Annotated in this window: 25 protein-coding genes; 9 read left to right on the forward strand and 16 right to left on the reverse strand. The window is 59.2% G+C overall.

The annotated features are described in order from the left end of the window. Positions 1 to 195: 195 nt before the first annotated feature. The gene (locus AB4N84_RS24795; RefSeq protein WP_460043660.1) at positions 196 to 2,085 is read left to right on the forward strand and encodes a sigma-54-dependent Fis family transcriptional regulator; all 1,890 of its coding nucleotides are present in this window, start codon (positions 196 to 198) and stop codon (positions 2,083 to 2,085) included. 94 nt (positions 2,086 to 2,179) lie between these two features. Here the strand turns inward: AB4N84_RS24795 and AB4N84_RS24800 are convergent, their stop codons facing one another. Then, positions 2,180 to 3,358, reverse strand: a complete 1,179-nt coding sequence (locus AB4N84_RS24800; protein ID WP_460043661.1) for a cystathionine gamma-synthase — start codon at positions 3,356 to 3,358, stop codon at positions 2,180 to 2,182. Beyond that, positions 3,355 to 4,731, reverse strand: a complete 1,377-nt coding sequence (locus tag AB4N84_RS24805; protein WP_074751054.1) for a pyridoxal-phosphate dependent enzyme — start codon at positions 4,729 to 4,731, stop codon at positions 3,355 to 3,357. The genes AB4N84_RS24800 and AB4N84_RS24805 overlap by 4 nt, the downstream gene beginning before the upstream one ends. 297 nt (positions 4,732 to 5,028) lie before the next feature. Here AB4N84_RS24805 and AB4N84_RS24810 point away from each other — a divergent pair, with 297 nt between their 5' ends. Beyond that, positions 5,029 to 6,318 carry a diguanylate cyclase domain-containing protein gene (locus AB4N84_RS24810; RefSeq protein WP_460047133.1) on the forward strand — a complete coding sequence of 430 codons (1,290 nt, stop codon included), beginning with the start codon at positions 5,029 to 5,031 and terminating at the stop codon, positions 6,316 to 6,318. Positions 6,319 to 6,363: 45 nt separating this feature from the next. On the opposite strand, the gene AB4N84_RS24815 is transcribed toward AB4N84_RS24810, so the two are convergent. The 3 genes from AB4N84_RS24815 to AB4N84_RS24825 all read right to left on the reverse strand — a co-directional run bounded on the left by AB4N84_RS24815 (position 6,364) and on the right by AB4N84_RS24825 (position 8,972). After that, on the reverse strand, positions 6,364 to 6,792 hold the full coding sequence (locus AB4N84_RS24815; RefSeq protein WP_460043662.1) for a helix-turn-helix domain-containing protein: 429 nt from the start codon (positions 6,790 to 6,792) through the stop codon (positions 6,364 to 6,366). A 181-nt stretch (positions 6,793 to 6,973) separates the two neighbouring features. Next, entirely contained in the window at positions 6,974 to 7,810 is an 837-nt protein-coding gene (locus AB4N84_RS24820) for a helix-turn-helix domain-containing protein (RefSeq protein WP_460043663.1), read from the reverse strand. 133 nt (positions 7,811 to 7,943) lie between these two features. Continuing rightward, complete coding sequence (locus tag AB4N84_RS24825) at positions 7,944 to 8,972, reverse strand: AraC family transcriptional regulator (RefSeq protein WP_460043664.1); 1,029 nt, start codon at positions 8,970 to 8,972, stop codon at positions 7,944 to 7,946. Between AB4N84_RS24825 and AB4N84_RS24830 the strand changes: the two genes are divergently transcribed. Beyond that, positions 8,971 to 9,936 (forward strand): oxidoreductase, encoded by a 966-nt coding sequence (locus AB4N84_RS24830; RefSeq protein WP_460043665.1) that lies wholly within the window; start codon positions 8,971 to 8,973, stop codon positions 9,934 to 9,936. The two genes, AB4N84_RS24825 and AB4N84_RS24830, sit on opposite strands and share 2 nt — an antisense overlap. Positions 9,937 to 9,998: 62 nt before the next feature. On the opposite strand, the gene AB4N84_RS24835 is transcribed toward AB4N84_RS24830, so the two are convergent. Further along, complete coding sequence (locus AB4N84_RS24835; protein ID WP_074751046.1) at positions 9,999 to 10,334, reverse strand: hypothetical protein; 336 nt, start codon at positions 10,332 to 10,334, stop codon at positions 9,999 to 10,001. Between the two features lie 385 nt (positions 10,335 to 10,719). Between AB4N84_RS24835 and AB4N84_RS24840 the strand changes: the two genes are divergently transcribed. After that, complete coding sequence (locus AB4N84_RS24840; protein ID WP_460043666.1) at positions 10,720 to 11,628, forward strand: universal stress protein; 909 nt, start codon at positions 10,720 to 10,722, stop codon at positions 11,626 to 11,628. Between the two features lie 51 nt (positions 11,629 to 11,679). Here the strand turns inward: AB4N84_RS24840 and AB4N84_RS24845 are convergent, their stop codons facing one another. Then, entirely contained in the window at positions 11,680 to 12,327 is a 648-nt protein-coding gene (locus AB4N84_RS24845) for a BON domain-containing protein (protein WP_460043667.1), read from the reverse strand. 348 nt (positions 12,328 to 12,675) lie between these two features. Between AB4N84_RS24845 and AB4N84_RS24850 the strand changes: the two genes are divergently transcribed. The 4 genes from AB4N84_RS24850 (at position 12,676) to AB4N84_RS24865 (ending at position 14,826) form a co-directional block, all read left to right on the forward strand. After that, positions 12,676 to 13,659, forward strand: coding sequence for a zinc-dependent alcohol dehydrogenase family protein (locus AB4N84_RS24850; RefSeq protein ID WP_460043668.1), 984 nt, complete (start codon positions 12,676 to 12,678; stop codon positions 13,657 to 13,659). A gap of 61 nt (positions 13,660 to 13,720) precedes the next feature. Then, positions 13,721 to 13,948, forward strand: a complete 228-nt coding sequence (locus AB4N84_RS24855) for a hypothetical protein (RefSeq protein WP_074751038.1) — start codon at positions 13,721 to 13,723, stop codon at positions 13,946 to 13,948. Between the two features lie 21 nt (positions 13,949 to 13,969). After that, positions 13,970 to 14,404, forward strand: coding sequence for a YeeE/YedE family protein (locus tag AB4N84_RS24860; RefSeq protein WP_460043669.1), 435 nt, complete (start codon positions 13,970 to 13,972; stop codon positions 14,402 to 14,404). 2 nt (positions 14,405 to 14,406) lie between these two features. Further along, entirely contained in the window at positions 14,407 to 14,826 is a 420-nt protein-coding gene (locus AB4N84_RS24865; RefSeq protein ID WP_460043670.1) for a DUF6691 family protein, read from the forward strand. Between the two features lie 127 nt (positions 14,827 to 14,953). Here the strand turns inward: AB4N84_RS24865 and AB4N84_RS24870 are convergent, their stop codons facing one another. Then, a complete protein-coding gene (locus AB4N84_RS24870) occupies positions 14,954 to 15,208 on the reverse strand; it encodes an Lpp/OprI family alanine-zipper lipoprotein (RefSeq protein ID WP_074751032.1) in 255 nt (84 codons plus the stop codon). A 292-nt stretch (positions 15,209 to 15,500) separates the two neighbouring features. Between AB4N84_RS24870 and AB4N84_RS24875 the strand changes: the two genes are divergently transcribed. Beyond that, on the forward strand, positions 15,501 to 16,484 hold the full coding sequence (locus tag AB4N84_RS24875) for a universal stress protein (RefSeq protein ID WP_460043671.1): 984 nt from the start codon (positions 15,501 to 15,503) through the stop codon (positions 16,482 to 16,484). Between the two features lie 76 nt (positions 16,485 to 16,560). Here the strand turns inward: AB4N84_RS24875 and AB4N84_RS24880 are convergent, their stop codons facing one another. From AB4N84_RS24880 to arcA, 8 genes are all read right to left on the reverse strand, one after another. After that, positions 16,561 to 18,834 carry a heavy metal translocating P-type ATPase gene (locus tag AB4N84_RS24880; RefSeq protein ID WP_460047135.1) on the reverse strand — a complete coding sequence of 758 codons (2,274 nt, stop codon included), beginning with the start codon at positions 18,832 to 18,834 and terminating at the stop codon, positions 16,561 to 16,563. 226 nt (positions 18,835 to 19,060) lie between these two features. Beyond that, positions 19,061 to 19,708, reverse strand: coding sequence for a BON domain-containing protein (locus tag AB4N84_RS24885; protein WP_460043672.1), 648 nt, complete (start codon positions 19,706 to 19,708; stop codon positions 19,061 to 19,063). Positions 19,709 to 19,845: 137 nt separating this feature from the next. Continuing rightward, a complete protein-coding gene (locus AB4N84_RS24890) occupies positions 19,846 to 20,541 on the reverse strand; it encodes a hypothetical protein (protein WP_460043674.1) in 696 nt (231 codons plus the stop codon). A gap of 92 nt (positions 20,542 to 20,633) precedes the next feature. Then, complete coding sequence (locus tag AB4N84_RS24895; RefSeq protein WP_460043676.1) at positions 20,634 to 21,281, reverse strand: BON domain-containing protein; 648 nt, start codon at positions 21,279 to 21,281, stop codon at positions 20,634 to 20,636. Positions 21,282 to 21,758: 477 nt separating this feature from the next. After that, a complete protein-coding gene (locus AB4N84_RS24900) occupies positions 21,759 to 22,121 on the reverse strand; it encodes a DUF5064 family protein (protein ID WP_460043678.1) in 363 nt (120 codons plus the stop codon). Positions 22,122 to 22,184: 63 nt separating this feature from the next. After that, positions 22,185 to 23,114: a carbamate kinase gene (arcC, locus tag AB4N84_RS24905; protein WP_460043679.1), complete on the reverse strand. Its 930-nt coding sequence runs from the start codon at positions 23,112 to 23,114 to the stop codon at positions 22,185 to 22,187. 142 nt (positions 23,115 to 23,256) lie between these two features. Beyond that, the gene (locus tag AB4N84_RS24910) at positions 23,257 to 24,267 is read right to left on the reverse strand and encodes an ornithine carbamoyltransferase (RefSeq protein ID WP_460043681.1); all 1,011 of its coding nucleotides are present in this window, start codon (positions 24,265 to 24,267) and stop codon (positions 23,257 to 23,259) included. 67 nt (positions 24,268 to 24,334) lie between these two features. Beyond that, the gene (gene arcA, locus AB4N84_RS24915) at positions 24,335 to 25,591 is read right to left on the reverse strand and encodes an arginine deiminase (protein ID WP_460043682.1); all 1,257 of its coding nucleotides are present in this window, start codon (positions 25,589 to 25,591) and stop codon (positions 24,335 to 24,337) included. Between the last annotated feature and the right edge of the window lie 23 nt (positions 25,592 to 25,614).

The following is a 25,614-nucleotide window of genomic DNA, read 5'->3' on the forward strand; positions in this document are numbered from 1 at the left end:
CCCTTGTTCCAGAGCAGTCGACTAGAGGTTGTACCCCTCTGACAGTGCGGCCTGAGTGTCACGCCAGCGATAATCACGGGTGACACAGTGTCACGCGCCGCCAGGAGGCGTCCGTCCCGTTGTCGCTTGCTGCCTGATGCCTTGGTCTAAGCTGCGAACGGAACCGTTTCTTGATCGTCGCGGAGAATAAAAACAATGACGCCCACCCTGATCAGCGCGCACGCGCAACAAGTCTTGCAAGCCGTGCAGGGAATTCAGGCCTGTCCCGGCCCGGTGGCAGACGTCGCCATCGCCCGTTCCTGGCGCCGTTGCCTGGACCAGCACGGGCTCGACCCCGCCAGTCGCCGAGCGCCCGACGTCGTCGAACAGCCGCGACTGCAGGATCACCGTGCACCGCTGGAACACATCATCGGTGTCGCCCGTTGGCAGATGAACAGCCTTCACCAGCAGGTCGGCCGTGACGGTCACGTCGTGCTGCTCACCGATGCGCGCGGCGTGGCGATCGACAGCGTGTTCAACGACGCCGAACGCGCCGAGTTTCAGCGCTCCGGCCTGTGGCTGGGGTCGGTCTGGCGTGAAGAAAGCGAAGGCACCAACGGCGTCGGGACCTGCCTGGTCGAGCGCCGTCACGTGACCATACGCCGAGACGAGCACTTTCGTGGCAAGCATGTCGGCCTGACGTGCTCGGCCAGCCCCATATTCGACGCCAAGGGGGACTTGCTTGCCGTCCTCAACCTGTCTTCCGTTCGGGAGGAACAGAGCCTTCAGCAGCACTTTCAGGCCATGGCGCTGACCAACCTGTCTGCCCGATTAATCGAAAGCTGCTTCTTTCTGGGCGACGCGCCGGATCGGTACTTGTTGCGCTTTCACTCGCAAGCCGGGTTCGTCGGCCTGTTGGGTGAAGGCCTGCTCGGTTTCGATGACCAGGCGCGCGTCTGTTCCGTCAATCAGGCCGCGCTGGACCTGCTGGGCCTGAGCCGTGGGTCTGTGGTCGGACAGTCGCTGACGACGCTGCTGGACACGCCACTTGAACACCTACTGAGTCAGGCCAGCGCTCAACCCAGTGTCTGCTGGCCGCTGCGATGGCTGGACGGACGCCTGTTCTACGGCCAATTGCGAGCGCCCCTGCGCTCGGCCCCCTTGGTCGTCCCGGCGATGCCGAAAATCAACGACGTACGCGTGTGCCTGGAAGACCCACGCCTGCAACGCGGCTTTGGCCGCGCATTGCGCGTACTGGAACGCGATGTCCCGGTGCTTTTGCAGGGCGAAACGGGGACCGGCAAAGAAGCCTTCGCAGCGGCCTTGCACAGGGCGAGCTCGCGATCCAGTCAACCCTTTATTGCGATCAACTGCGCGGCCATTCCCGAATCACTGATCGAAAGCGAACTGTTCGGCTATCGCGGCGGCAGCTTCACCGGCGCACGCAAAGACGGCATGGTCGGCAAGCTGGAGCAGGCGCACGGGGGCATTTTGTTTCTCGACGAGATCGCTGACATGCCGTTGGCCCTGCAGACGCGTCTGTTGCGGGTCCTGGAGGAGCGTCAAGTGATGCCTTTGGGTGGCGCATCCCCACGACCGCTGGACATCCGGCTCGTCAGTGCCACTCATCAGGACCTCAACGCGTGTGTGGCTGACGGTCGCTTCCGGGAAGATCTGTTCTACCGAGTGGGTGGATTTGCCGTTCAGTTGCCGCCCCTGCGTGAGCGTTCCGACAAAAGCAGCCTGCTCGAATGGCTGCTGCGCGAAGAAGCAAAGGGCATAACGATCCGGTTCGAGCCCGGTGTGAAGGATCGGCTGTTGTCGCACCCTTGGCCGGGCAACGTCCGGCAACTGCGCACCTGCTTGCGCACCCTGGTTGCGTTGGCGTGGGAAGGGCGCATTACCCTGGAGGACGTTGAAGAGTTGCTGCCGACAGCGCCCGCTGCCTGTGTCGAGAACCCGCTGAATATCTCCGAGCGTCAGACATTGCTCAGCCTGATCGAAGCAGAGCATTGGCACATCGCCCGCGTGGCGGAGCGCTTGGGTATCAGCCGCAATACGCTCTATCGCAAGCTGCGCCATCATGGGATAGCGCGGCCGGGTTAAGCGTAAGCGTCGGGGCGCGGGAGGGATCGGCCCGGTCCATCTGAAGGGCCCGCTCCGGTCCCTGTCTGTCGGCAGAGGCTGGAGCGAGCAGCGATCAAATGCTGCTTAACGCCTGCGCCAGATCTGCGCGCAGATCCTCGACCTCTTCGATCCCCACGGACAGCCTGACCAGCGAATCCCCGATGCCCAGCTTCGCGCGGTTGTCTGCCGGGATGCTGGCATGGGTCATGATGGCCGGATGTTCGATAAGGCTTTCGACGCCCCCCAGGCTTTCTGCCAAAGCGAATATCTGCACCTGTTCGAGGAAGCGTCGCGTGCCGGCCAGATCGGTTTTCAGGTCCAGCGAAATCATCCCGCCAAACCCGCGCATTTGCCGACAGGCGAGGGCGTGTTGGGGGTGCGTGGGCAGTCCCGGGTAGTAAACGGCGGCCACCTGGGGCTGCCGCTCCAGCCATTGCGCCAGTTCGAGCGCGTTGCTGCAGTGCCGCTCCATGCGCAGCGCAAGGGTTTTCACGCCGCGCAGGGTCAGAAAGGCGTCGAACGGTCCGGCGATGGCACCGACCGAATTTTGCAGAAAGCCAAGACGTTCTGCCAGTTCCGGGTTCTGCCCCACCACAGCGATGCCGCCGATGACGTCCGAGTGGCCGTTGAGGTATTTGGTGGTGGAGTGCACGACGATGTCGAAACCCAGTGCCAGCGGGTGCTGAATCCAGGGGCTGGCGAAGGTGTTGTCGGCGACACAGATGATGTCCCGGTCACGGCAGAGGCGCGCGATGGCGGCCAGGTCGGACAGGCGCAACAGCGGATTGCTGGGAGTCTCGACCCAGAGCATCCGGGTGTCGTCCTGAATGGCCGCCTCGACGGCGGAGAGATCAGTCATGTCGACGAAGCTGAAACGATGGCCTGCACTGCGCTGACGGACTTTGTCGAAGAGGCGGAAGGTCCCGCCGTACAGGTCATCGCCCGACACAATGTGTGAGCCGGCATCTAGCAATTCCAGCACCGAAGAAATCGCCGCCAGCCCTGACGCAAATGCAAAGGCCTGAGTGCCGCCTTCGAGGTCCGCCACACAACGTTCCAGTGCAAAGCGCGTCGGGTTGTGCGAGCGGCCATAGTCCAGCCCTTTGTGTACGCCGGGGCTTTCTTGCAGGTAGGTGGAGTTGGCGTAGATCGGCGGCATCAGGGCGCCGGTCGAAGGGTCCGGAGACTGCCCGGCGTGGATCACGCGTGTGGCGAAAGCGAGGGATGGAGGGTGCTCGTCGTGCTGACTCATGCAAGGGATCTCCGCAAGTGATTGAGCAGGTCGACGCGGGTGATGAGGCCGTGGAAGCCTGAGGCGTCGGCGATGATGGCGACCAGGCCGCGATCCAGTTCTGCCTGAAGTCTGGCAAGGCCCGCATCGGGCGGCAGGGTTTCCAGTTTGCCGGTCATGGCGCTGGCGACCGTGGTGCGAAAATGCGACGCGTCATTGTGAACGTCCAGGAGAATGTCCGATTCATCGATGACCCCGACCAGTTGTTTGCCGTCAATCAGCACAGGCAATTGCGAGACATCGGCCAGACGCATGCGCTGGAAAGCGGTGAGCAGGGTGTCATCCGGGCCGACGCTGATGACACGACCGTCCTCGAAACGCCGGGCGATCAGGTCTCGCAGGTCGCCGTATCGGGTGCGCTGCATCAGGCCCTGATCGGTCATCCACTGATCATTGTAGACCTTGGATAAATACCGGGTTCCGGTGTCGCAAACGAAACTGACCACGCGCTTGGGCTCCTTCTGCTCGCGGCAGAAACGCAACGCAGCCGCCAATAGCGTGCCGGTCGATGAGCCGCCCAGAATGCCCTCGGCGCGCAACAAATGCCGGGCATGTTCGAAGCTGTCTTCATCGCTGATGGAATAGGCATGGCGGACGCTGGAGAGGTCGGCGAACGAGGGAATGAAGTCTTCGCCGATGCCCTCGACCGCCCAGGAACCGGGCTCCGGCAGCGTGCGTGTGCGGCTGTATTCTGCGACCACCGAGCCGACGGGGTCGGCCAGGACCATTTCAAGATCCGGCTGCACCCGTTTGAAGAACCGGGTCAGGCCGGTGAGCGTGCCTGCCGAGCCTACGCCGACCACGATCGCGTCCAGGTCATGCTGCGTCTGGGCCCAGATCTCCGGGGCGGTGCTGCATTCATGGGCCAATGGATTGGCGGGGTTGTTGAATTGATCGGCAAAGAAGGCATCCGGTATGTCCTTGGCCAACCTCGCGGCCACGTCCTGATAGTAATCGGGGTGGCCTTTTCCGACATCGGAGCGGGTGATGTGCACTTCGGCGCCCATGGCTTTGAGGTGCAGGACCTTCTCCGTGGACATTTTGTCGGGCACCACCAGCACGACCCGATAGCCCTTGGCCCGGCCGACCAACGCCAGACCCAGCCCCGTGTTCCCCGCTGTTGCCTCGACGATGGTGCCTCCGGGGCGCAGCGAGCCATCGCGCTCGGCGGCATCGATCATCGCCAGACCGATGCGGTCCTTGATGGAGCCACCGGGGTTCTGGGATTCCAGCTTGAGAAACAAGGTACAGAGCCCCGTGTCGATGCGACTGACGCGCACCAGTGGGGTGTTGCCGATCAGTTCAAGTACGGCCGGACGGGAATCAGCTGACATCTCATATCCTCACGTGTACATCCCATACGCAATGGACCGCGACGCGTTACAAATGTGCACCGGTTTGATGCATACAGTGTGGACGACCCTCGGCAGGTGTCCACTTGAAGGGACGAGAAACGTCTGTACGGGCGTCATCCAGTGATGACGCTGAAGACTCGCCACCGTCAGAACGGACGGGGAAAAGAAGCAGGTCGAATGGATTAGCACCGCTATGCTTTAGCTTTCGTCGGCACGATCATCTCGCCGTGGGCGCGAGGGCCGCAGTGTTCATAGACAGGGAGGTGTGCATTGCACGTGCACGAGCAGGCGTTGGAAATCCTCGTCGTCGATGACGAAGCGGACAATCTGGAGGGCATGCAGGAGTTGCTCGAAGAGCTCGACCGGACCGTTCGCTGCGTCGACTCCGGCGCCAAGGCGCTGGCCTGCATGACATCCGGGTCGATAGGGCTGGTGTTGATGGATGTCCAGATGCCTGGCATGGACGGTTTTGAAGTGGCACGTCGGATGCGGGCTGATCCCGACACCCGATTCACGCCCATCATCTTTATTTCCGGGATGCGGCAGACCGACGCGGTGCTGGCTCAGGGATACACCGCAGGCGCCGTGGATTTCATGACCAAACCCGTGCATCCCGCCATGCTCCTGCACAAGGCACGGGTGTTGCTGGAGCATGAACAGTATCGGCGCAGCCTGTTGCAGGCGAGCCAGCAACTGGAGCGGGCGCGGGCGTTTAACGCATCGATTCTGGACAACACCGCTGAAGGCATTCTGGTGGTCGACAGCCAAGGCCTGATCTGTTTCGCCAACCCGGCCATCCGCGGCATGCTCGGCTGTTCCGGCGACGAACTGCAAGGCACTGCGCTGCTGAACTGGATCGAAACGCCCCACGAGGACGATTGGGCTGCGTCGGTGTGGCGGGACCACCTGCAACGGGGTGAGAGCTTTCGATTGCACGACGCCAATCTGCGCAGCCGGGACGGCAGATGCATCCCTGTTGCCTTGTCCTGCTCACCACTGACGCAAGGACAGCAAGCCATGACGATCCTGGCGCTGGACATGTCGGCGGTGCGCGAGCTCCACCACCAACTGGAGGTGATGACCATCACCGATCCGCTGACCGGTTTGCTGAACCGCCGTGGTTTCATCCAGGCCCTGCAGGCAGCGATTTCGCGGAATCAACGGACCGGGCGGATGAGCGCGCTGCTGTTTCTGGACCTCGATGGCTTCAAGCAGATCAATGATCAATTTGGTCATGATCGAGGAGACGACGCCTTGCGCTGGGTCAGTGGTCAGTTACAGGCCTGTTTGAGGCCTTATGACCGGCTGGCCAGGATCGGTGGTGACGAATTCACGGTCATCATCGAAGGCGTTAACGGTCCGGGGGACGCCGCCGCCGTCGCTGAAAAACTGATCGGGCAAGTGTCCGCCGATCAATCTCGCTTTCAGCTGGGCGCGAGTATCGGCATTGCGTGCCTGCCTGACAGCGGGAGCACCGTCGAAGACTTGATGCGTGCTGCCGACACGGCCATGTACGACGCCAAACGGCGTGGAAAAGGTCAGTTCCGATTTGCTGTGGAACCGTGAGCCTGCTGGACAAACGATCGTATGCCGATTGCCTGCGAAGGAGGGTCAGTCGTTACGCTGAGGCTTGTCTTGAGCCGTTTTTTTCTTCACGCGCCACTTTTTTGGAGTCATGCCCAGTTCTCTGGCAAAGACCCGGGTGAAATGGGGTTGATCGGCGAACCCGCATTCATACCCCACCTGAGAAATCGGCCAATCCGTTTGCGCCAGGAGCTCTTGAGCCCGGGTCAGTCGTGCAAGCAGAAGCCAGGCACTGGGGGCGTGCCCCGTGGAGTTTTTAAAGGCGCGGGAGAAGTGACTACGTGACAGGGCGCACTCTTTGGCGACAGTCGAAATCTGAATGGTAGAACCCAGGTGGGCCATCATCAGCTCTTTGGCTGTGCGTTCCTGCCAATAACTCAAACGAGCCTGACCGTGACCCGTCTGCAGGAGACGAATACAGAGGTGCGCGATATTCCGGATCTGTTCGGCACCCATTCCAGCGGCACTGATCAAGGCGGGTGCCGATTTTTCGCCAATCGCACTGGATGTTCCGGCGTCTACAATGCAAACCTCGTTCATGCTGACCTCTGTAACGGGAGACAAGGTCTATTGTCGCCAGCATTGCGTCAGCGAGAGCGATGGATTGGGCCGCGTTTTCGTCCATTTGGGCCATGCGTCAGCGACGCTTGCGCAACTCGCTCGGGGTCAAGCCCAGATAGCGTTTGAACAGGCGGGCGAGGTAGGAGGGAGAGTCCAGACCCACCGCAAGGCAGACTTCAAGAATGGACCGCGACGTGGTTGAAATAAGCGCAGACGCTTTTTCCACCCGACTGCGGTTGGCGAAATCCAGAAGGGTTTCGCCTGTTTGAGCCTTGAAGATGCGAGTCAGATGACGCCGTGACAGGTGAAATTCATGCGCAATGGATTCGATATTCAATTCGGCTTCCAGGTGTTCCCGAACGTACCGCTGAATGTCGCGCACCAATAGTGCGTTCTGCTGGCCTTCGTTGAATTGAGGCGACGCCTGCTGCGTTGCGATGACCCGCGCGCACTCCTGGAAAAGCAGATGATTGAGGTGGGGTAACTGACGCTGGAAGTCTTGTGCTGCAGTCGTGCTTTGCAATTGATCGTGCAGGCGAAGGATGCTGTCCAGCGCTTCGGTTGCTTGCCAGATCCCAGGGCGTGCGGCCTTTCTGGAGAAGCTGGTGCACCCATACGACAGGCCCTGATGTTTAAGGTAGGAGGGGTCGACATACAGGGTCTGGTGCTCCTCTCGACCGGGAGTCGCTTGAGTGGCGTGAGCAAACTCTGCCGGGACAAGGTAAAACGACTGGCACGCCACGTGAGTCGTCGGGCTGCTTTCAGTCGACAGGAACAGCCCGCCCCGACGCGGTAACAGCAGCATGTGGCAGTCGTGAGCGTGCCAATCTACGGCGTAACCGCTCGTGTCGCTGGTTTCAAGATAAAACACATCGGGCGAATTGCCGTTGAGCTTGGGCGACATAAAAGCCATGAAGTAGATCCCTTGGTCTGAGTGCAGCGATGTAAACGTTCGGTGGCTGCGGTCTACTCGATGGATATGACGCTCGTAATGATAACGTGCCTCATTATCATACCTGCCTTCCTGGCACAGCACGACCTCCGTATCAGTGCGCTTGCGCACTCGCTGACGGTTGAAACGCACGGCGATATTGCCCTGGGGACACCCCGTGAACCCTTCGAAAGGCGACCCCAAAGGCGGCATCGGACAGATAGCCCAACGACGCCGCAACGGCCGCAACGCTGGTTCCGCCGCGCGATAACCGGGACGCAGCCACCTTCATTCGCCAGCACGTGGCGTATTCGACCGGCGACTGTCCCACGCGAGCTTTGAACAGCGCCGCAAAGCTTGATCGCGACATGCTGGCGATCTCGGCCATGTCTGCCAGTCTCCAGGGTTTTTCCGGCGCGCCGTGAACGGCACGCATGACACTGGCGATGTCTGGGTCTCGCAACCCTCCCAGCCAGGCCAGATCGGCGATGTCGGCAGTGGTGATGTGGTGGCGCAGCGCGTGAACGAAGATCAGCCGAAGCAAGTCATTGCACATCGCGTATGCGCCTGCCTGCGTCGATTGCCATTCCCGGTCCAGTTCATCCAGCAGCCAGGCAAATGATGACGCGCCGCCTGACCCGGCGTGAATCACGATGGCGGGTGGTAACAGGTCAAGCAGGTCCGCTGCCCCCGGGCTGATCAGCGAGACGCTGCCGCCGAGCAGTTCCACGTCATCACCCACTCCGTACGCAGCCGATGAGCCTGACAGCGCAAAGACTTCCGATGCGTTTACCGCAGGTATTTGCGGTGCGCTGGCGAGAACGAACGGGGTGCGCGAAACCACGAAACAGTCGCCTGCGCAGAGATGACGCGGCGGCAGACCGTCCATGCACAGCCAACATTCCCCCCGTCGTACCACGTTGAATTTCAATTCGATGGGCTGGAAGCGCAAAGCCCACTGGCCCCCGGCTCGAAGACGCACCGAGCAAGCGGCCTTGAGTCCAGCCAGGGCCAGTACGTCAGAAAGAGGATCAGAGGAGGGGTTCTGGATGATCACGACAAAAATCCGGATTATTTGAGCTGGTTCGTCCGGACACCTTAGCGAAGAATCATCCGCTCTACTACTCAGCGAGGACCTTTTCATGACAACGCTTCAGCAGCCGATTTCTTCACCGTTCGATGCGGCCAGCACCGCCGCCGAGGTGATGGCGGGCGTGGACCTGTCAGGACAGTTCGCCGTTGTCACAGGCGGTTACTCCGGTCTGGGCCTGGTCACGTCAAAATGTCTGGCCGACGCAGGCGCGCAGGTGATTGTGCCGGCCCGGGATATGGAGCGCGCCCGCGTTGCCTTGGCCGGTGTCAGGAACGTCACGGTCCAACCGATGGACCTGGCCAGTCCCGACTCTGTTCAGGCGTTCTGCGCAGACGTGGTCGGGCGTGGGCATCCGGTCTCACTGTTGATCAATTGCGCGGGCGTCATGGCGTCGCCGCTATTGCGCGACGCTGCCGGGCACGAAAGCCAGTTTGCCACCAATCACCTCGGGCACTACCGACTCACGTGTGGACTGTGGCCCGCGTTGCGGGCTTCGGGTAACGCGCGCGTGATTGCCGTGTCGTCGCGGGGTCACCAGATCGCGGGAGTGGACTTCGACGACATCGATTTCATCCGTCGCACGTATGACAAATGGACAGCCTATGGTCAGTCGAAAACCGCCAACGCCCTGTTCGCCGTGGCACTCGACCGCCGAGGACGCGAGCAGGGTGTTCGTGCGTTTTCGCTGCATCCCGGCCAGATCCTGACGGACCTCGGCCGCCATCTGAGCAGCGCCGAGATTGCCGCGTTTGACGTGTTCGACGAAAACGGGGAGCAGAAAATCGCGCCCGAGCTCGGTCTCAAGACGCTGGAGCAAGGTGCATCGACCGGTTTGTGGTGTGCGACCAGTCCCGCGCTGGAAGGCCAAGGCGGTGTCTATTGCGAAGACTGCAATATCGCCACGCTCAACCGCTCGGAAATCGGGCGTAAAGGCGTGGCGCAGTGGGCGGTCGACCCGGAATACGCTGAACGGCTTTGGCGTCTGTCGGAGCAGTGGACGGGGATGAGCGTCTGAAAGGCCAAGCCATTGTCTTCGCGACCGACAACGGATGCTTCGCGTGCCGGTAGCGCTAGCGATCAGCCGCGTGCGGTTGCAATCCAGCCTGGCGTTCGGGTTTTTCGCAGCAACTGGGCAAGCGTTTGCCCAGTCTCGGCTTCGTCAGGCATCGGATAGTAAAGCGGTAGCCCGCAAACCTCATCAATGTCGTCAAGCGTTAAAAACTTCGCGCCGTCATCTGTGGCGAGCTTGAGCGCATGTGATTCGGAGCGTGCGGCGTAGACATCTTCGGTCCCGACCCAAAAAGCACGAAGCGGTTTGGTCTTGAAGCGAGCGAATATCCAGCCTGTCAGGAACGTCAAAGTAGAAAGCCCCGCGGCGACCTCAGGCGGTACCGGGGCAAGAAACGCAATCATGGTTAACTCACAGAGCAGGTTAGGGCAATGGGCAGACCGAGAGCTCTAACGGCCTTCTGATCCTTCTTCTGGCGCCAGTATATTGCCACCACCGATCGGCGGCGCCTAGAAAAAATTACACAGCTCCTCGTCAAACAGGTCCGAGCTTGATTCCCCGGGCGGAGAGGTTGGGCGCTGCCGCCGACTTTATCGCCGGGAAAGCAACAATGCCCAGTACGTGATCGGCTACGGTTTGTGGCCGAGCAATTTGAGGACACGCCACTGCACTGGGTACAGGCGTCTTCTGACATACGTCAAGCGCGCCAACCTGTGCCAGACCCACACTGACCTCGACATCCGCCGTCGCTGAGACGCTGCGGACCCGTTGAACCTGTGGAGGTGTGAAATGGCCGAAATCGAGCGAATACTACTGATTGCTTCACCCCTCATGAACCGCACGCCAGCGTTTGATCGCGCGGCCGCCCTGGCCAAGGCCAAGTCTGCAGCGCTGCATATCGTTGCCTTCGATTACGTTGAAGGTATCGCCAACGCAGGCCTCGTCAATGAGACGGCGATTGAAGAGATGCGCGAGGGTTATGTGTTCCGCCATCGTGAGTGGCTTGATGAGCAGGCCGCCGGGATCCGTCACATGGGCGTCCATGTGACCACTGAGGTGGCGTGGACGAAGCACCCGTTCGAAGACATTCTGGATCATATCCACGGCATTGACCCAGTAATGGTCATCAAGGACCTGCTGCACGAGTCCTGGCTGAGCAGGGCGTTGTTCACCTCGCTGGACATGAGGTTGCTGCACAGCTGCCCGGCCCCCTTGCACCTGGTTGCCAAGGTTCAGCACGGTATTCCACGCAAAATTCTCGCAGCTGTCGATCCTTTCCGCGTTGACGATCAGGCCGAACGTTTGAATGACCGGATCATCGCAGAAGCTCAAACGCTGGCAGAGCAGTGCAATGCCGAACTGCATCTGCTGTACGCCTATGATTTGTCGTACGTGTATGCGCTGGACGGCGGGTTTGGCTATCAGCCATCCGTGATAGACGAGCTCTACAGGCACGAGCGCTCAGGTTTTGCGAAGCTGGCTGACCGCTACGGCGTTCCCGATGACCGCCGGCATCTGATGATGGGGAATCCAGCCAAAGTCATCGAGACGTTCATGCTAAGTGCTGGCATTGACGTCGTGGTGCTGGGTACGGTGCACCGCGACATCGTCAACAAACTGATAGGCAGTACCACCGAGCAACTGGCTCATCATCTCCCCAGCAGCTTACTGACCATCCATCCCGGATCACAGCTCTGACGAGTCCAAGGCCCGGACAACGCATGCACATTTGTTGTCCGGGCCGACAGGTCAGGCGATCAGAATGTAGTTTTCGACATGGCATACACCGGGCACCGCCCAGGCTGCCGTCTCAAGGGCCTTCCTCTGCATCCACAGATCGACGTGGCCTTCGAGCTTGACTGTCTTGCCCTCAACGGTCACGCGGATCTTGCTGGCATCGAGCTCGGCATTTCGCGCGATGGCCGCTTCGATACGCGCCTTGATGTCATCCGGATCGGACTTGGGCCGAACCACCAGCAGGTTGTTGATGCCGGCCACACCCGCCAGCTTTCGGACCGCGCTTTGAGCCGCTTGTTTCTGATATTGCCAGTCCACTTCACCTTCCAGGGTCACCCAACCCTGCTGCACCTTGATTTGCATGCGGTCTTGCGGGATGGAGCTGTTCCACCGAATCACATCCATGCACCGCGAGGCGATGGATTCGTCCCCGACATCAAGTTCTGAAGGAAGCCTGACCTTAATCTCCTCGGCAACGGCCTTTACCCCCTTGACGCTTTTGACCGCCCGCTCGGCCGCGATCTTTTCTGCGTAGGTTTTTACATGGCCGGTCAGGCAGACCACGCCATTCTCGATGGCTACACCTATGGCGGCAGCGTCGATGTGGGGTTGAAATTCAAGTTCGTCAAGAATGGTTCTGCGCAGCATCAAGTCGTTCATGTTCGCTCCCGTAGATACGTGAATGACCCCGGAACGGGCCATGCCAATGAACACCGTCCATTGAACGCGTACGGAAGAAAAAAACGTTGAGCTTTATCAGGATTTCGCGAGGCATCTAACCTCACGTGGTGTTTGCCTGGGGTGTCCAGACAGGCCAGTACCCGCAGCGAGGTTTTCTGACTTTCGTCAATAACGATCGATGCCCACAGCCTCAGTCTTGGGGTTGCCCGGTTCCGTTTCGATGCGCCACGCATTAGGGGCGGGGGCTGGTTCACGCCGAAGGAGCCGACAACAACAAACGCCCGACGAGGCACTCACCGCCAGGCATCGCTCAAGGTCGGAGGTAGCATGTACGCGATGGTCTTACACCGTATTGGCGAGCCATTGGTGCATTGCCAGTTACCGGACCGCACGCCCGGGAGGGGACAGGTACTGATCGATGTGGGAGCCTGCGGCGTCTGTCGCACTGATCTTCATGTTGTCGACGGGGAATTGCCTCATCCGCATCTTCCTTTGATTCCTGGCCATGAAATCGTCGGGCGTGTCTCGGCAATCGGTGCCGGTGTAAAGGGCTTCCAGCCAGGCGACAGGGTCGGTGTGCCCTGGCTGGGCCACACGTGTGGGGGCTGCAGCTACTGCCGCTCCCATCGAGAAAACCTCTGCGATTCGCCGGGTTTTACCGGTTACACCCTTGATGGCGGTTTTGCCACTGCGACCGTGGCCGACGCGGGTTTTGTTTTCGCTCTGGATGAACGAGGCACTGACGAGTCAGTCGCGCCGCTGTTATGCGCCGGTTTGATCGGCTGGCGGGCATTGTCCATGGCCGGCCCTGGGAAACGGCTGGGTTTGTATGGTTTCGGTGCGGCGGCTCACATCATCACTCAGGTTGCCATTACACAGCGTCGGGAGGTCTTTGCGTTCACTCGGCCCGGTGACCACGAAGCGCGTGCGTTTGCAAAGTCTCTAGGCGCGGTGTGGGCGGGCGGTTCTGACGAGCTTGCTCCGGAACCGCTGGACGCCGCCATCATATTTGCACCGGTCGGCGCGCTGGTTCCGCTGGCACTGCACGCCGTTTGCAAGGGCGCAAGAGTGGTGTGCGCCGGTATCCACATGAGCGATATTCCGCGTTTTCCGTATCGCTGGTTGTGGGAAGAGCGCTCTCTGTTGTCGGTGGCCAATTTGACCCGTCAGGACGGCATCGAGTTTTTCGAGCGGGTCAGGGACATAAAGATCGTCACTCACACGCACAGCTATCCGCTGCACGAAGCCAACCAGGCATTGGACGATCTGCGTTCAGGTGCGTTTCAGGGCGCAGCGGTGCTCATCCCCTGAACGCACTCAGGCGTCGGCCCCCCCCCGCTGGGACGTGGCCTCATCACGCCGGGAGAGACCTATGTTCGCCAACGAGTACACTGCCACACTGATTGCCGACTCACGCGCAGGTGATTGCTCGGTGGCCGTTGCTGATGCCTGGCAGCGAATGGCACCCGGATTCGGCACCATGACCTCGACTGACCTTTGCACTGATTATCCGGTTCATCGTTGGTATAAACGATCGGGTTTCACGTCCGTCAACCTGGGCACGGATTACGATCGCCTGGTGCATGATCTGGACCTTTAATTCACCGCAAGTGAGAAACCCATGACGATCGACTGGCCCAATTTCACACCTTGGTCATCCCTTATCGGTGGCATGTTGATTGGCCTGGCGGCCAGTCTGTTCATCGTCGCCAACGGTCGTATTGCTGGCATCAGCGGGTTGATCGGCAGCCTTTTGCAACGACGCCGCACCGGGGCAATCGAGAATGTGCTCTTTCTGACAGGGTTGCTAGTGGCGCCACTGCTCTGGAGCCTGTTCAGCTCGCTTCCGACCCTTGAATTTTCCTGCGGCTGGCCCGGGTTAATAGTCGCCGGGTTGGCGGTTGGCGTCGGCACACGCTATGGCTCTGGCTGCACAAGCGGCCATGGGGTCTGTGGAATCGCCAGGGCCTCGCCTCGTTCAATCGTGGCGACGGCGTGTTTCATGTTCAGCGGTGTCGCCACGGTGTTTGTCTCACGTCACTTTTGGGGAAGCTGAACATGAATAAATTGACCGCATTGCTCGCCGGCATTCTGTTTGGTTTGGGTCTGCTCCTGGCGGGCATGGCTAACCCTCAAAAGGTGCTGGCATTCCTTGATGTATCCGGCGCTTGGGATCCTTCTCTGGCACTGGTCATGGTAGGGGCAATTGCTGTGGCCATTGGCCCCATGGCCTGGGCTCGCCGACAGTCGAGATCGATCTTGGGAAACCCCATGCAGTTACCGATGAAACATTCGCTGGACCGGCGCCTGATCGGCGGCAGCGTGTTGTTTGGTATCGGCTGGGGAATAGCAGGTATTTGCCCCGGACCCGCCGTAGCAATCCTGTTGACAGGGCACTGGCAAGTTATTGTGTTCATGCTGGCCATGGTGGCAGGCATGCTGTTATTCACGGTTCTAGAGGCTCGGCACAGCCGATGAAGCTGAGTGCTGAGGGGGGCTTTGCGCTGACACACGGCCGCACCTAACGCCAGCGGTTGTACCTCTGATTCATCCGATTCCGGATCATAAGCCGCCGCCAAACCCGAACTGGCGGCTCATCCAGACGCTATTTACGCGTGGCCTTTTCCATCATGCGAATGGCCCGTTCATTCGCTTCATCAGCTGTCCTCTGCGCCTGAGTCGCCGCACTCATCGCCATTTCTGCCTTGTCGTAGGCCTGATCTGCCCTAAGCCGAGCGGTCGCTGCGGTGTCTTCAACGGCTTCCATGCGCGCGTTCATTTCTTGAGCATGTCGGTGACCGCAACCGGCTGTAAGGGCAAGGGTAATGACGACGAAAGCAGTCATGGATAGGCGTTTCATGGGGTATTCCTCGTGGTGGCGATAGAAACGGCAAAAGCTGCCGGGTGACCGAACCGTATCGCTACCACGGGAAAACCGTTTGATTAAAGTCAGAAGCTCTCTGCGACTAAGGTGTTTGGGCGTGCATCTCAGTTGATCTTAATCAATCCGTCGGTCTGTCAGAAAGTGGACAGTATCAGGGTGATTTCGCCGAGCGGAGCAGTCCGGCGTGTCTAATACGCCGGGACGAAGCAGGAGGCCTGCATGCGTCCCCTCATAGACAGTCCTGCTGTCCGCTCATCCGAACCTTCAGGTGAGGACTGAGCCGGATACGCTAAGGAGGTGTGCGGTGGCACAACCTAAACGATTGCTTCTGATTGCCCCATCCCGAATGGTCTGCACGTTGGCATTTGAGCGTGCGGCACAAATGGCCCAAGGAATGAATGCCACCTTGCGTATCGTCGCGCTTGTGCACCAGAACATCCTGGACGAGGTCGATGCTCATCAAGGAGAGCCAAAGACGGCACATCGATCGCCGTTGTGGTCGTTCCAGCGCTGGCTCAGTGCCGAGGCTGGCTTGTTGTCCAAAGGTGGCCTTCAAGTCTGCGCAGAAGTTCTGTGGTGCGAGAGAAACGTGATCAACCTCTGTCATTACATCGAAGAAGCCGAAGTCGATTACGTCATCAAAGACCTGGAAGAGGAGATCACCTCAGAAGGACGTACTTTCTCAACGCTGGATTGGCAGCTGCTGCACGAAAGCCGGGTGCCCGTGCTGTTTGTCCAGCACGATGGCGCCGCGACGTCCCGCAAGATCGTTGCAGCGGTGGATGTCCTGCATCACGAACCGCAGGTGCGGGAGATGAACCGCAGCAGCATCGAGGCTGCCAGTCAGCTGGCTGATTCATTTGGCGCGAGTGTTCACATACTGTCTGTGTACGACCGGGAAGCGTTGCCGGTCGCAGAGGGCAACGATTTCTGTCCGCCTTCGCTGTTGACCTACGAGCAGGCCAGAAAACGCTTCGATCTGTTGGCGGATCAATATGCAATCTCTGCTCAATGCCGACACTTCGTGGTGGGCGCCTGTGCGAGCAGCATCAATCAGTATGTGAGCAATTGCCACTTCGACGTGCTGGTCTTCGGCGCCACGAACTACATGGCAACGGACTTGCTGCTTGGCCGCACCGCACAGAGAGTGCTCGGCCATCCACCCTGCAGTCTTCTGGCGCTCAAGGATCGCGACGTTCACGTGCGCCCGGCTTTATCGACTCATGAATACACTGCCGTGAATCTCACTTGAATCCCCTCCCTTTACACCAAAAAGCGTTCGAAAGGGCGCTTTTTTATATGCGGAAAACGTGTGTTGCCAAACCCGGTCAACGTCGATCAAGGCTGTTGAATATTTCGTTTTCCTGCGAAAAGTGCAGGGCGACTAGTGTGTCCAGCCGAATCAACATCGCGTGGATCTCGTCTCTCTGAACCTCGGCAGAATCTTGAGTCAGTCTGTCGTTCAGGTGTTCTAGAACGTTCACCAGCCGAAAAATCTCGCGATGTGTGTGGCTCATTGCTGCCAACGGGTCGGCGCCGTGCAGATAGGCAACCAGAAGCGGATAGAGCCGGTTTTCATCGTCGTGTTCATGAGGCAGCAGTTGCGCGTCGAGCAGCGTCACCAATGACCGCAATTCGGTACGGGCCCGTTCAGGCCCAAGACGATTAAATTCGCCGGCCAGACGATGCAGCTTCTTCAATACCTGCGTCATTTCCTGATGATCGTCACCGAGCCGTTCGAGAGGGTCACTGCCCAGACTGGGCAGCGTCCGCCAGCCCGGTGGCGTCAGCGCTCGCAGAGCGTTAAGGATGACGCCGACATCGATGACCTCCTGTACAACAGCCCCGGCGAGCGGAGGTAAGTACCCGGCAGCGGCAATGAGCATTGCGAGCATCGACAAACCCATGCCGATGAGCATGCTTTCTCGGGCAATGCGGCAGGAGCGGCGAGCGATTTCCATGGCGTGTGCGACACGGTCCAACCGGTCAACCAACAGCACCATCCCCGCAGCTTCCGACGCTGCGCTGGCGCCTGCTGCCCCCATCGCGACACCGATGTCAGCCGCTGCCAAAGCCGGTGCATCGTTGATTCCGTCTCCCACCATCATCGTCATGCCCACAGCGCACGAGGCTTGGACGGCGAGAACTTTATCCTGAGGTTCCAGACGGGCGCGCACCTCGTCGACACCCGCACCAATGGCTATCCACTGGGCTGTTTCCAGCCGGTCACCGCTCAGCATGGTGACCTTTTCGACACCCATGTGTTTGATTGCGCGCACGGCGCCAGCGGACTCCACGCGCAGCTGATCGCTGAACACCACAGCGCCCGCGAGCTTGCCGTCGACGGCGATAAAACTAGCGCCCGCGCCCTGGTAATCCAGGCGTGTCAGCAGTGCCGCCGACCACGGCGTCTGCGTACCAAGATAGGTCAGGCTGCCCAGCTCGACGCTCTGTCCGTCGACAAGGCCCTTGAGCCCGGCCCCGGCGGTTTCGCTGATGTTTGTCGGTACGCCCAGTCCGACGCCGGCCGTCTGTGCGGCGGTGACGATGGCACTGGCCACCGGGTGTGCGGAAGCTTGTGCCAGCGACGCTGCCACATACAACAAGCGGTCCTGACTGATATCGCCCGCGGTTTCTACACTGTCGATGCACGCACGGCCGGTGGTGAGCGTGCCGGTTTTGTCCAGCATCAGGAAGCGGGTTTGCGCGACTGCCTCAAGTGTGGCGCCGTCTTTAACCAGAATGCCGCGGCGGGCGCAGCGCGAAATACCCGAGAGAATGGCGATCGGCACCGCGAGAATGAGCGGGCAGGGCGTCGACACCACCACCACCGCCAGCGCGCGAAGCGGATCGCCCGACACCGCCCAGGCGACACCCGCTATCGACAGTGTCACGGGGATGAGTATCAGCGCATAACGATCCGCTGCCCGCACAAAGGGCGCTTTTGAACGCCGTGCGGCTTCGGCCATTCTCACGATGCCTGCATAGGTGCTTTCGCCTGCACGGTGGGTGACCTGAAGCGTAAAGGGTGCTCCGACGTTGACTGCACCGCTTCTGACAGTCGCCCCCGCGGAAAACTCGACAGGAATCGGTTCGCCCGTGAGTGCCGACTCGTCGACGGTTGCACCATTGATCACCAGGACGCCGTCGAGCGGAATCACCTCGCCCATGCGCACCAGAATTCGCTGGCCAGGGACGACACGCTCTAAAGGGACCTGCGTCAGGCTCTCGCCCTCCAGTTGCCAAGCGAAGGTGGGAGCGCGCTGGATAAGGCGTCGTAGTTCACGCTCGGCTCGCTGGGAGGTGTAAAACTCAAGAGAGCGTCCGGACGCGAGCATGATCGCAATGACCGCAGCCACCAGAAACTGCGAGAACCACAGGCTAGCTGCTATGGATAACAGGGCGATCAGGTCGACACCGACCTGCTTGTGTAGCAGGCTGACAATCACCTCCACACCGGTGACCGCCATCAACAGGACCGCCGAGCCTATCCAGCAAAGCTGCGTAAGTTCGGGACGCCCGTACGCGTCGGCCAGAATCCCGGCCAGCAGCGCGGCGATTGAAATCAGTAACAGCGTGGGATCGAGTTTGCTGCGTTGCATGATCGCTCCTTCTGACTGATCCGCACGCAAGGCATTCAAGGCACAGGGACGTGAACGGGGAGTGGGAGGAATAAAAACCCCTCGTCGGCGCTCAGCGACGAGGGGTAAGGGACATGCCTCGTGTCGGGCCCCTATAACGGAGGCCTTTTCTCAGGCTTATTGCTGTGCCCGTGATTCAGAGGCATCTGCGGCATTCCGTTGCCGGAGTCGGGTCTGGTGATGGCAATCAGGCCACCTTCAAGTGGTCTTCCACCTTGCGCACACCGGGTACCGCCCATGCCGCCCGCTCGATGATTTCACGCTCGTGCAAAACATGAATTGTCCCTTCGAGTTTGACGACATCGCCTTCGACGTTGACGCGTATTTGTTTCGCATCGACCTCGGCGCTGCGTTTCAATGCGTCCTCGATGCGACGCTGGATATCCACCGCATCCAGCCGGGGACGCAGCGTCAGGATGTTGGTCACGCCGACGACGCCGGAAAGCTTGTGGATCGCACGCAGGATCGAATGACGTTCGTACTGCCAGTCGACCTGGCCTTCCAGCGTGACCCAGCCCGCCTGGACCTTTATTTTGATAGCGCCCTCTGGGGCGTTTGCGGTCCAGCTGATGATATTGGCAGCACGCGCCGCGATCATGTCGTCCGTCACGCGGTTCTGGACCGCTGGACGCACTTCGATTTCTTCAGCGATGGCCCGCACGCCCTTGACGGCTGCCACCGCGCGCTCGATGGCGTTTTTTTGCACGTAGGTGCTGACGTGACCGGTCAAAGTCACCACACCGTTTTCCACCGTGACACCGACGTTGGCCGGGTTGATGTCAGGACGGAATTCCAGTTCGTCGAGGATGTTTTTGCGCAAACTCAAATCACTCATGATCGTGTCTCCGTTCAGTATCGTAGGGGGCGCGTACCGTTTTGGGCTCACTGAATGTTTACGCCGACTTGAGATGCCGTTTGTTGAGGTTTGTCAAAAGGGACGCTGTTTGACTTGTGGATACCCGGCCGGGATCATCATTCGCTGCCGGGCTTCATACGCGCCAGGGCGCCCCAAGACCTGAAGGGTGACGTTTGCCGAGACAACAATTCGACGTTTACCCCCAGCACACTGTTCAGACACACTTGCTCATCGGTTGGCGTGACGCCCTCGAAATCCGTGATATCCAGAATTCTGGTGTTGAACAAAGCAAGGCGCACAACACCGTTCTTCCTCAGAAACTGCTGCGACAGGCATTCACACAGCGGTCTTGAGAATGACGTGGTCGGGATTTGCTCTTCGTACAGTTGAGCCTGGGCTTCGAGATCCTGCTGACAGTCCCTGACAATGGTCTGAATCGACTGCACCGCATAGAACATCGTGACTGGGAATCCGATGCAAAGGGCGAGCAAAATGGCCAGAAGAATGTTTGATTCTCTGGCCCGTGTCGAAAGCTGGTGCCAGGCGCGTTGCCAGCCTTGTGCGGGGCTGTTGAAAAGGGTGTCACCCAGACGCAGGGTGAATCGGTGTTGCACGACAATGCCGGTGCCTATGCTGACCAAAAGAAAGGTGATCAAGGTGAAAGGCGCGCTCAGCATCAGGTCGTAGGCGTGCTCCATCCAGGCTGCCAGCGACATAAGCACCACGAAAGAAGCGATACCCGCAAGCAACCCGAAGCTGCTTCTGGGCCTTCTCAGCCAAACGGTCAATTTCAGCTTATCGGCTGCGTTCATGGCGTCATCACTCCGTTTGATCTTGCTTTAGAGGGGGGAAGGGGGCCGTCAGCCAATACCGGAAGGATGCTTGCAGACCACTGTTCAGTGCCTCAGGTAAACGACAGGTGAACATGCACCTCTCTGACCCCTGGTACAGACCACGCGGCCCTTTCGGCAATTTGGCGCTCACGCCAGAAACGGACTTTGCCTTCCAGCGTCACAACATTTTTTGAGACCTTGACCGAGATACCTTTCGCGTCTATTTCGGCATTGCGCATCAATGCCTGTTCGATCTTGTTCTGGACGTCTATAGCATCGGGATGAGGCCGGAGGGTGAGAAGGTTCTGCACGCTGATGACGCCCGTCAGCTTCCTGACCGCGCGCTCCACCGCATTTTTTTGATATTGCCAGTCAACCTCTCCTTCAAGCGTCAGTTTGCCGCTCTCTACCACGACCCTGATGGCATCCTTCGGCAAGTCGCAGCTCCACTGGATGATGCTCAGCGCCCGGCTGGCGATGCGATCGTCCTCGATACCTGCACGTTTATCCGGTTTCACCTGAATCTCTTCAGCTAAGGCGCGAACGCCATTGACCGCTTTTACCGCACGCTCGACGCTGACCTTCTCCGCGTAACTGGCGACGTAACCAAACAGTGTGACCACCCCGTTGGCGACCACGACGCCGATCTGTGCGGCATCGATATCAGGCTGAAATTCGAGCTGCTCCATAATCGTCCTGCGCAGGCTGATGTCGCTCATGATATCGATCCTCGTTTTATAGCCTTACGTGCGTCAAAGCTTGTTTCTATGTACGCCATCCGCGGCTTTGTCCTATTGAGTTTTATCAACCTCCGTGAGCGGGAGCGATCGAGGCGAAGGTTGCATGAGCGCCATGCCGACAATCCCGCGCCAGCCTTGAGCAGAATCTGAATGCGTGCGGACAAAACTTGCGCTGCCCACCCATGTACGCCCTGTTTGAAGTGGGTAGCCCACTGTCATCCCGGCAAAGACGATGCTTGCCAGGCTTAGAGGGCCAAACCAGAGGGTGAGGGGCAGACTGCATGAGTGGACCATTGAGCCGACGTCACTCGAACCGTCCCGCAAATATGCTGTAGGTCAGAAGGATAGCGGTCAGCAGGACCAGGTTCTGAGGCATCATTGACCGGCCTGATCGTTTGGCTGGGAGGGTAAGGCGCCGTCGCCTCTGTAACGCGGTGATTAGCGCGCAGGAGCGGCTTATTCAAAATGCTCGGGGTTGACTGGGTCACCGGATTTCATATCCAGCTGTGCCCTGACATCTTCGAACATCACATCGTAGTTTTTGTGCATTGAACCGATCGAGCTGTAGATCTTGGGAATTCCGTATTTCTCCGCAATCTGAGTGACGTTGCTAGCAAAGTTATAGGATTGGTCTTTGCGCAAAAAGAACTGCTCTTTCATCTCCACGCCCTGCATATTTCCATGCACGGTGAACAACATGCCTTTACCTTCTTTGGGGTCCTGATGGACTTCATAGTCGATGTAAATGTCGTAACTGACGTCGTCAGTGGTGAGCGCGTGACGCTCGATATGCAGGTGGCCCGGTTCGAACGTTGCCATTGTCGTCTCTCCTTTACAGAACCCTGGACGCCATGACGACCGCAGACCGTCCCTGGCAGTCTTTCATTGGTAGTTGATTCCCGGTTGCGCCGTGCTGACTCGGGTGCCCGCCGTCCCCTGAACGATGGCCTCGATCTCTGCAAGTGAGCCGATGACCGCCACTTTGCCGGTATGACGGGCAAACTCGCAAGCGGCCTGAACCTTCGGTCCCATGGAGCCTGCTGCAAAGCCGAGTTTTTCAATCTCGTCGGGATGGGTCTGAGCAATGGCTCTCTGGGTCGGTTTGCCAAAGTCGACAAAGGCGGCACTGACGTCCGTGGCGATCACCAGCAGATCGCTTTCGAGCTGTTCGGCCAACAGTGCCGAGCACAGATCCTTGTCTATAACGGCCTCCACACCCTGGAGTTTTCCGCTGGGGCCGTAGACGGTGGGGATACCTCCGCCTCCCGCGCAGATCACTATGCTGCCTTTTTCCAGCAACCATTTGACGGGACGAATTTCAAAGATACGTTTGGGTCTCGGGCTGGCGACGACGCGGCGCATTTTGTCGCCATCCGGGGCCATGGCCCACCCTTTTTCGGTCGCGAGTCTTTGTGCCTCGGCGACTGAATAAACCGGGCCGATGGGTTTGCTGGGATTCTGAAACGCTGCATCATGGGCATCGACTTCGACTTGAGTGAGCAGGGTGGCAAAGGGCACTTCAAAGTCCAGCAGGTTCCCCAACTCCTGCTCGATGATGTAGCCGATCATGCCTTCGGTTTCTGCACCGAGCACGTCCAGAGGATAGGGCGAAACAGGCGTGTAGGCAGCGGCCTGCAGGGACAGCAGACCGACTTGCGGGCCATTGCCGTGCGCGATCACCAACTGGTTGCCAGGATGGATTTTGGCAATCTGTTCAGTGGCGACGCGGATATTGGCTCGCTGGTTATCGGCGGTCATCGGTTCCCCGCGACGCAGCAGGGCGTTGCCGCCTAAAGCAATGACGATACGCATGTCGGAGTCCTTCTGAAAAGAAAGTCAAGACGTAGCTCGCCCCAGAAACAGGGCTGATTCCGGGCAGTGCGGTGCCGCACATACACCGCCTTGCTCCGTCGCAGAAGACTACGCCGCGCAAAAGAAACCGATCCGGGTTCCTTCAGATGTCTGCCAGCGCGGACACCAGGATCGCCTTGATCGTGTGCATACGGTTTTCTGCTTGCTCAAAGGCGATATTGGCCGGCGATTCGAAGACATCCTCGGTCACCTCCACGCCATTGGCCAGATGCGGATAGCGCGAGGCGATGTCCTTGCCCACCTTGGTTTCGCTGTTATGGAACGCTGGCAGACAATGCATGAATTTCACACGAGGATTGTCAGCAGCCTTCATCATGTCGGCGTTAACCTGGTAAGGCAGCAATTGCTCGATACGCTCATCCCACGCCTCGACCGGCTCACCCATCGACACCCAGATGTCGGTGTGGATAAAGTCCACACCCTTGACCGCTTCCTTCGGGTCCTCGGTAAGGGTGATGCGTGCGCCGCTTTCTTTGGCAAAAGCCTGGCACTGTGCAATGAAATCAGCGTGTGGCCACAATGCTTTAGGCGCGCCGATTCGCACGTCCATTCCGAGTTTGGCGCCGATCATCAGCAGGGAGTTACCCATGTTGTAGCGGGCGTCTCCCAGGTACGCGTAGCTGATGTCGTGCAGCGGCTTGTCGCTGTGTTCGCGCATGGTCAGGGTATCGGCGATCATCTGGGTCGGGTGGAATTCCGCAGTCAGGCCGTTGAACACCGGGACACCCGCATACTCCGCCAATTCCTCGACGATGGTTTGCTCGAAACCTCGGTATTCGATGGCATCGAACATCCTTCCCAAGACACGAGCAGTGTCTTTCATGCTTTCCTTGTGCCCTATCTGCGATGACACCGGATCGATGTAGGTAACGTGGGCGCCCTGATCATGAGCTGCGACCTCGAAAGCACATCGGGTCCGGGTCGAGGTTTTTTCGAAGATCAGTGCGATGTTCTTGCCTTTCAGGTGGGCTCGTTCCGTGCCGGTGTACTTGGCGCGTTTGAGGTCTCGGGAGAGGTCCAGGAGATAGTGCAGCTCGCGAGTCGTATGGTGCATCAACGAAAGCAGGCTGCGGTTACGCAAGTTGAAGGCCATTTCGGTTCTCCTTGAATGAGGATTCTTCCCCAGGCTTGCCCTTCAGGGCACAGCCGAGGCAGGCAATTCAGTAGTCGATTGCGTCGCGAATGATCGGACACGTCATGCAATGGCCGCCTCCACGTCCGCGCCCCAACTCACCGGCGCTGATTGTGATGACTTCTACACCGGCTTTTCGCAGAAGGGTGTTGGTATAGGCGTTGCGGTCATAGCCGATGACCACGCCCGGCTCCAGGGCCACCACATTGTTGCCGTCGTCCCATTGTTCACGTTCCGCAGCAAAGCTGTTGCCGCCCGTCTCTACCACCCGCAGGGCATTGAGGTTAAGCGCCTTGGCGACGGTGTCGAGAAAACTCGTTTCTTCTCGGCGAATGTCGATGCCCGCCGTTTTGTCTTCATCAGGGCGAACGGTAAACGCCACGATCTGATTAACCACTTCCGGAAAGACCGTCACGAGGTCGCGGTCGCAAAAGCTGAACACGGTGTCCAGGTGCATTGCAGCGCGGGATTTTGGCAGTCCGGCGACGATCACACGCTCTGCTGCCTTGTTTTTGAAGAGGCTCAGCGCCAATTGACCGATGGCCTGTCGAGAAGACCGCTCACCCATACCGATCAACACCACGCCGTTTCCGATCGGCATCACGTCACCCCCTTCCAGGGTGGCGTTGCCATGATCCTGCTGCGCATCGCCATACCAGATCTGGAAGTCGGCATGGGTGAACTCCGGATGAAACTTGTAGATGGCGCTTGTCAGTAACGTTTCTTGACGACGTGCTGGCCAATACATCGGGTTGAGCGTCACTCCACCGTAAATCCAACAGGTGGTGTCACGGGTGAACTGGGTGTTGGGCAGCGGTGGGAGGATGAAACTGGAGTGTCCAAGAAAATCGCGAAACGTCTGCAGCGTCTTTCCGCCAAAGCTTGGCGGAAGGTCATCGGCACAGACACCGCCGATCAGGAATTCTGCGGTTTTTCTCGGCTCAAGGCTGCGCAGCCATGCGTGGGTTTCGTTGACCAGTCCTACCCCCACTGAGTTGGCGGTAATCTTGCGTTCCAGAATCCAGTCCAGTGCTTCGGGGATGGCCACGACATCGGTCAGCAGGTTGTGCATCTCCAATACGTCGACGTTACGCTCGCGCATTTTAGTGACGAAGTCGAAGTGGTCGCGCTTGGCCTGCGCAACCCACAACACATCATCAAACAGCAGTTCGTCGCAATTGTTCGGGGTCAACCTTTGATGAGCCAGACCTGGAGAGCAAACCATGACTTTACGCAGTTTCCCGGCTTCGGAATGAACGCCGTACTTGGCTTTTTCGGTGATCATGACAGTCAATCTCCGGATGGTAA

The organism is Pseudomonas sp. S2_H01, assembly GCF_054668305.1.

Excerpts from the sequence above, each read along its gene's own strand:
- AB4N84_RS24795 (WP_460043660.1), top strand. The coding sequence starts at position 196 with ATGACGCCCACCCTGATCAGCGCGCACGCGCAACAAGTCTTGCAAGCC.
- AB4N84_RS24800 (WP_460043661.1), bottom strand. The coding sequence starts at position 3,358 with ATGAGTCAGCACGACGAGCACCCTCCATCCCTCGCTTTCGCCACACGC.
- AB4N84_RS24805 (WP_074751054.1), bottom strand. The coding sequence starts at position 4,731 with ATGTCAGCTGATTCCCGTCCGGCCGTACTTGAACTGATCGGCAACACC.
- AB4N84_RS24815 (WP_460043662.1), bottom strand. The coding sequence starts at position 6,792 with ATGGGTGCCGAACAGATCCGGAATATCGCGCACCTCTGTATTCGTCTC.
- AB4N84_RS24820 (WP_460043663.1), bottom strand. The coding sequence starts at position 7,810 with ATGGCTTTTATGTCGCCCAAGCTCAACGGCAATTCGCCCGATGTGTTT.
- AB4N84_RS24830 (WP_460043665.1), top strand. The coding sequence starts at position 8,971 with ATGACAACGCTTCAGCAGCCGATTTCTTCACCGTTCGATGCGGCCAGC.
- AB4N84_RS24825 (WP_460043664.1), bottom strand. The coding sequence starts at position 8,972 with ATGAAAAGGTCCTCGCTGAGTAGTAGAGCGGATGATTCTTCGCTAAGG.
- AB4N84_RS24835 (WP_074751046.1), bottom strand. The coding sequence starts at position 10,334 with ATGATTGCGTTTCTTGCCCCGGTACCGCCTGAGGTCGCCGCGGGGCTT.
- AB4N84_RS24840 (WP_460043666.1), top strand. The coding sequence starts at position 10,720 with ATGGCCGAAATCGAGCGAATACTACTGATTGCTTCACCCCTCATGAAC.
- AB4N84_RS24845 (WP_460043667.1), bottom strand. The coding sequence starts at position 12,327 with ATGAACGACTTGATGCTGCGCAGAACCATTCTTGACGAACTTGAATTT.
- AB4N84_RS24850 (WP_460043668.1), top strand. The coding sequence starts at position 12,676 with ATGTACGCGATGGTCTTACACCGTATTGGCGAGCCATTGGTGCATTGC.
- AB4N84_RS24855 (WP_074751038.1), top strand. The coding sequence starts at position 13,721 with ATGTTCGCCAACGAGTACACTGCCACACTGATTGCCGACTCACGCGCA.
- AB4N84_RS24860 (WP_460043669.1), top strand. The coding sequence starts at position 13,970 with ATGACGATCGACTGGCCCAATTTCACACCTTGGTCATCCCTTATCGGT.
- AB4N84_RS24865 (WP_460043670.1), top strand. The coding sequence starts at position 14,407 with ATGAATAAATTGACCGCATTGCTCGCCGGCATTCTGTTTGGTTTGGGT.
- AB4N84_RS24870 (WP_074751032.1), bottom strand. The coding sequence starts at position 15,208 with ATGAAACGCCTATCCATGACTGCTTTCGTCGTCATTACCCTTGCCCTT.
- AB4N84_RS24880 (WP_460047135.1), bottom strand. The coding sequence starts at position 18,834 with ATGCAACGCAGCAAACTCGATCCCACGCTGTTACTGATTTCAATCGCC.
- AB4N84_RS24885 (WP_460043672.1), bottom strand. The coding sequence starts at position 19,708 with ATGAGTGATTTGAGTTTGCGCAAAAACATCCTCGACGAACTGGAATTC.
- AB4N84_RS24890 (WP_460043674.1), bottom strand. The coding sequence starts at position 20,541 with ATGAACGCAGCCGATAAGCTGAAATTGACCGTTTGGCTGAGAAGGCCC.
- AB4N84_RS24895 (WP_460043676.1), bottom strand. The coding sequence starts at position 21,281 with ATGAGCGACATCAGCCTGCGCAGGACGATTATGGAGCAGCTCGAATTT.
- AB4N84_RS24900 (WP_460043678.1), bottom strand. The coding sequence starts at position 22,121 with ATGGCAACGTTCGAACCGGGCCACCTGCATATCGAGCGTCACGCGCTC.
- arcC (WP_460043679.1), bottom strand. The coding sequence starts at position 23,114 with ATGCGTATCGTCATTGCTTTAGGCGGCAACGCCCTGCTGCGTCGCGGG.
- AB4N84_RS24910 (WP_460043681.1), bottom strand. The coding sequence starts at position 24,267 with ATGGCCTTCAACTTGCGTAACCGCAGCCTGCTTTCGTTGATGCACCAT.
- arcA (WP_460043682.1), bottom strand. The coding sequence starts at position 25,591 with ATGATCACCGAAAAAGCCAAGTACGGCGTTCATTCCGAAGCCGGGAAA.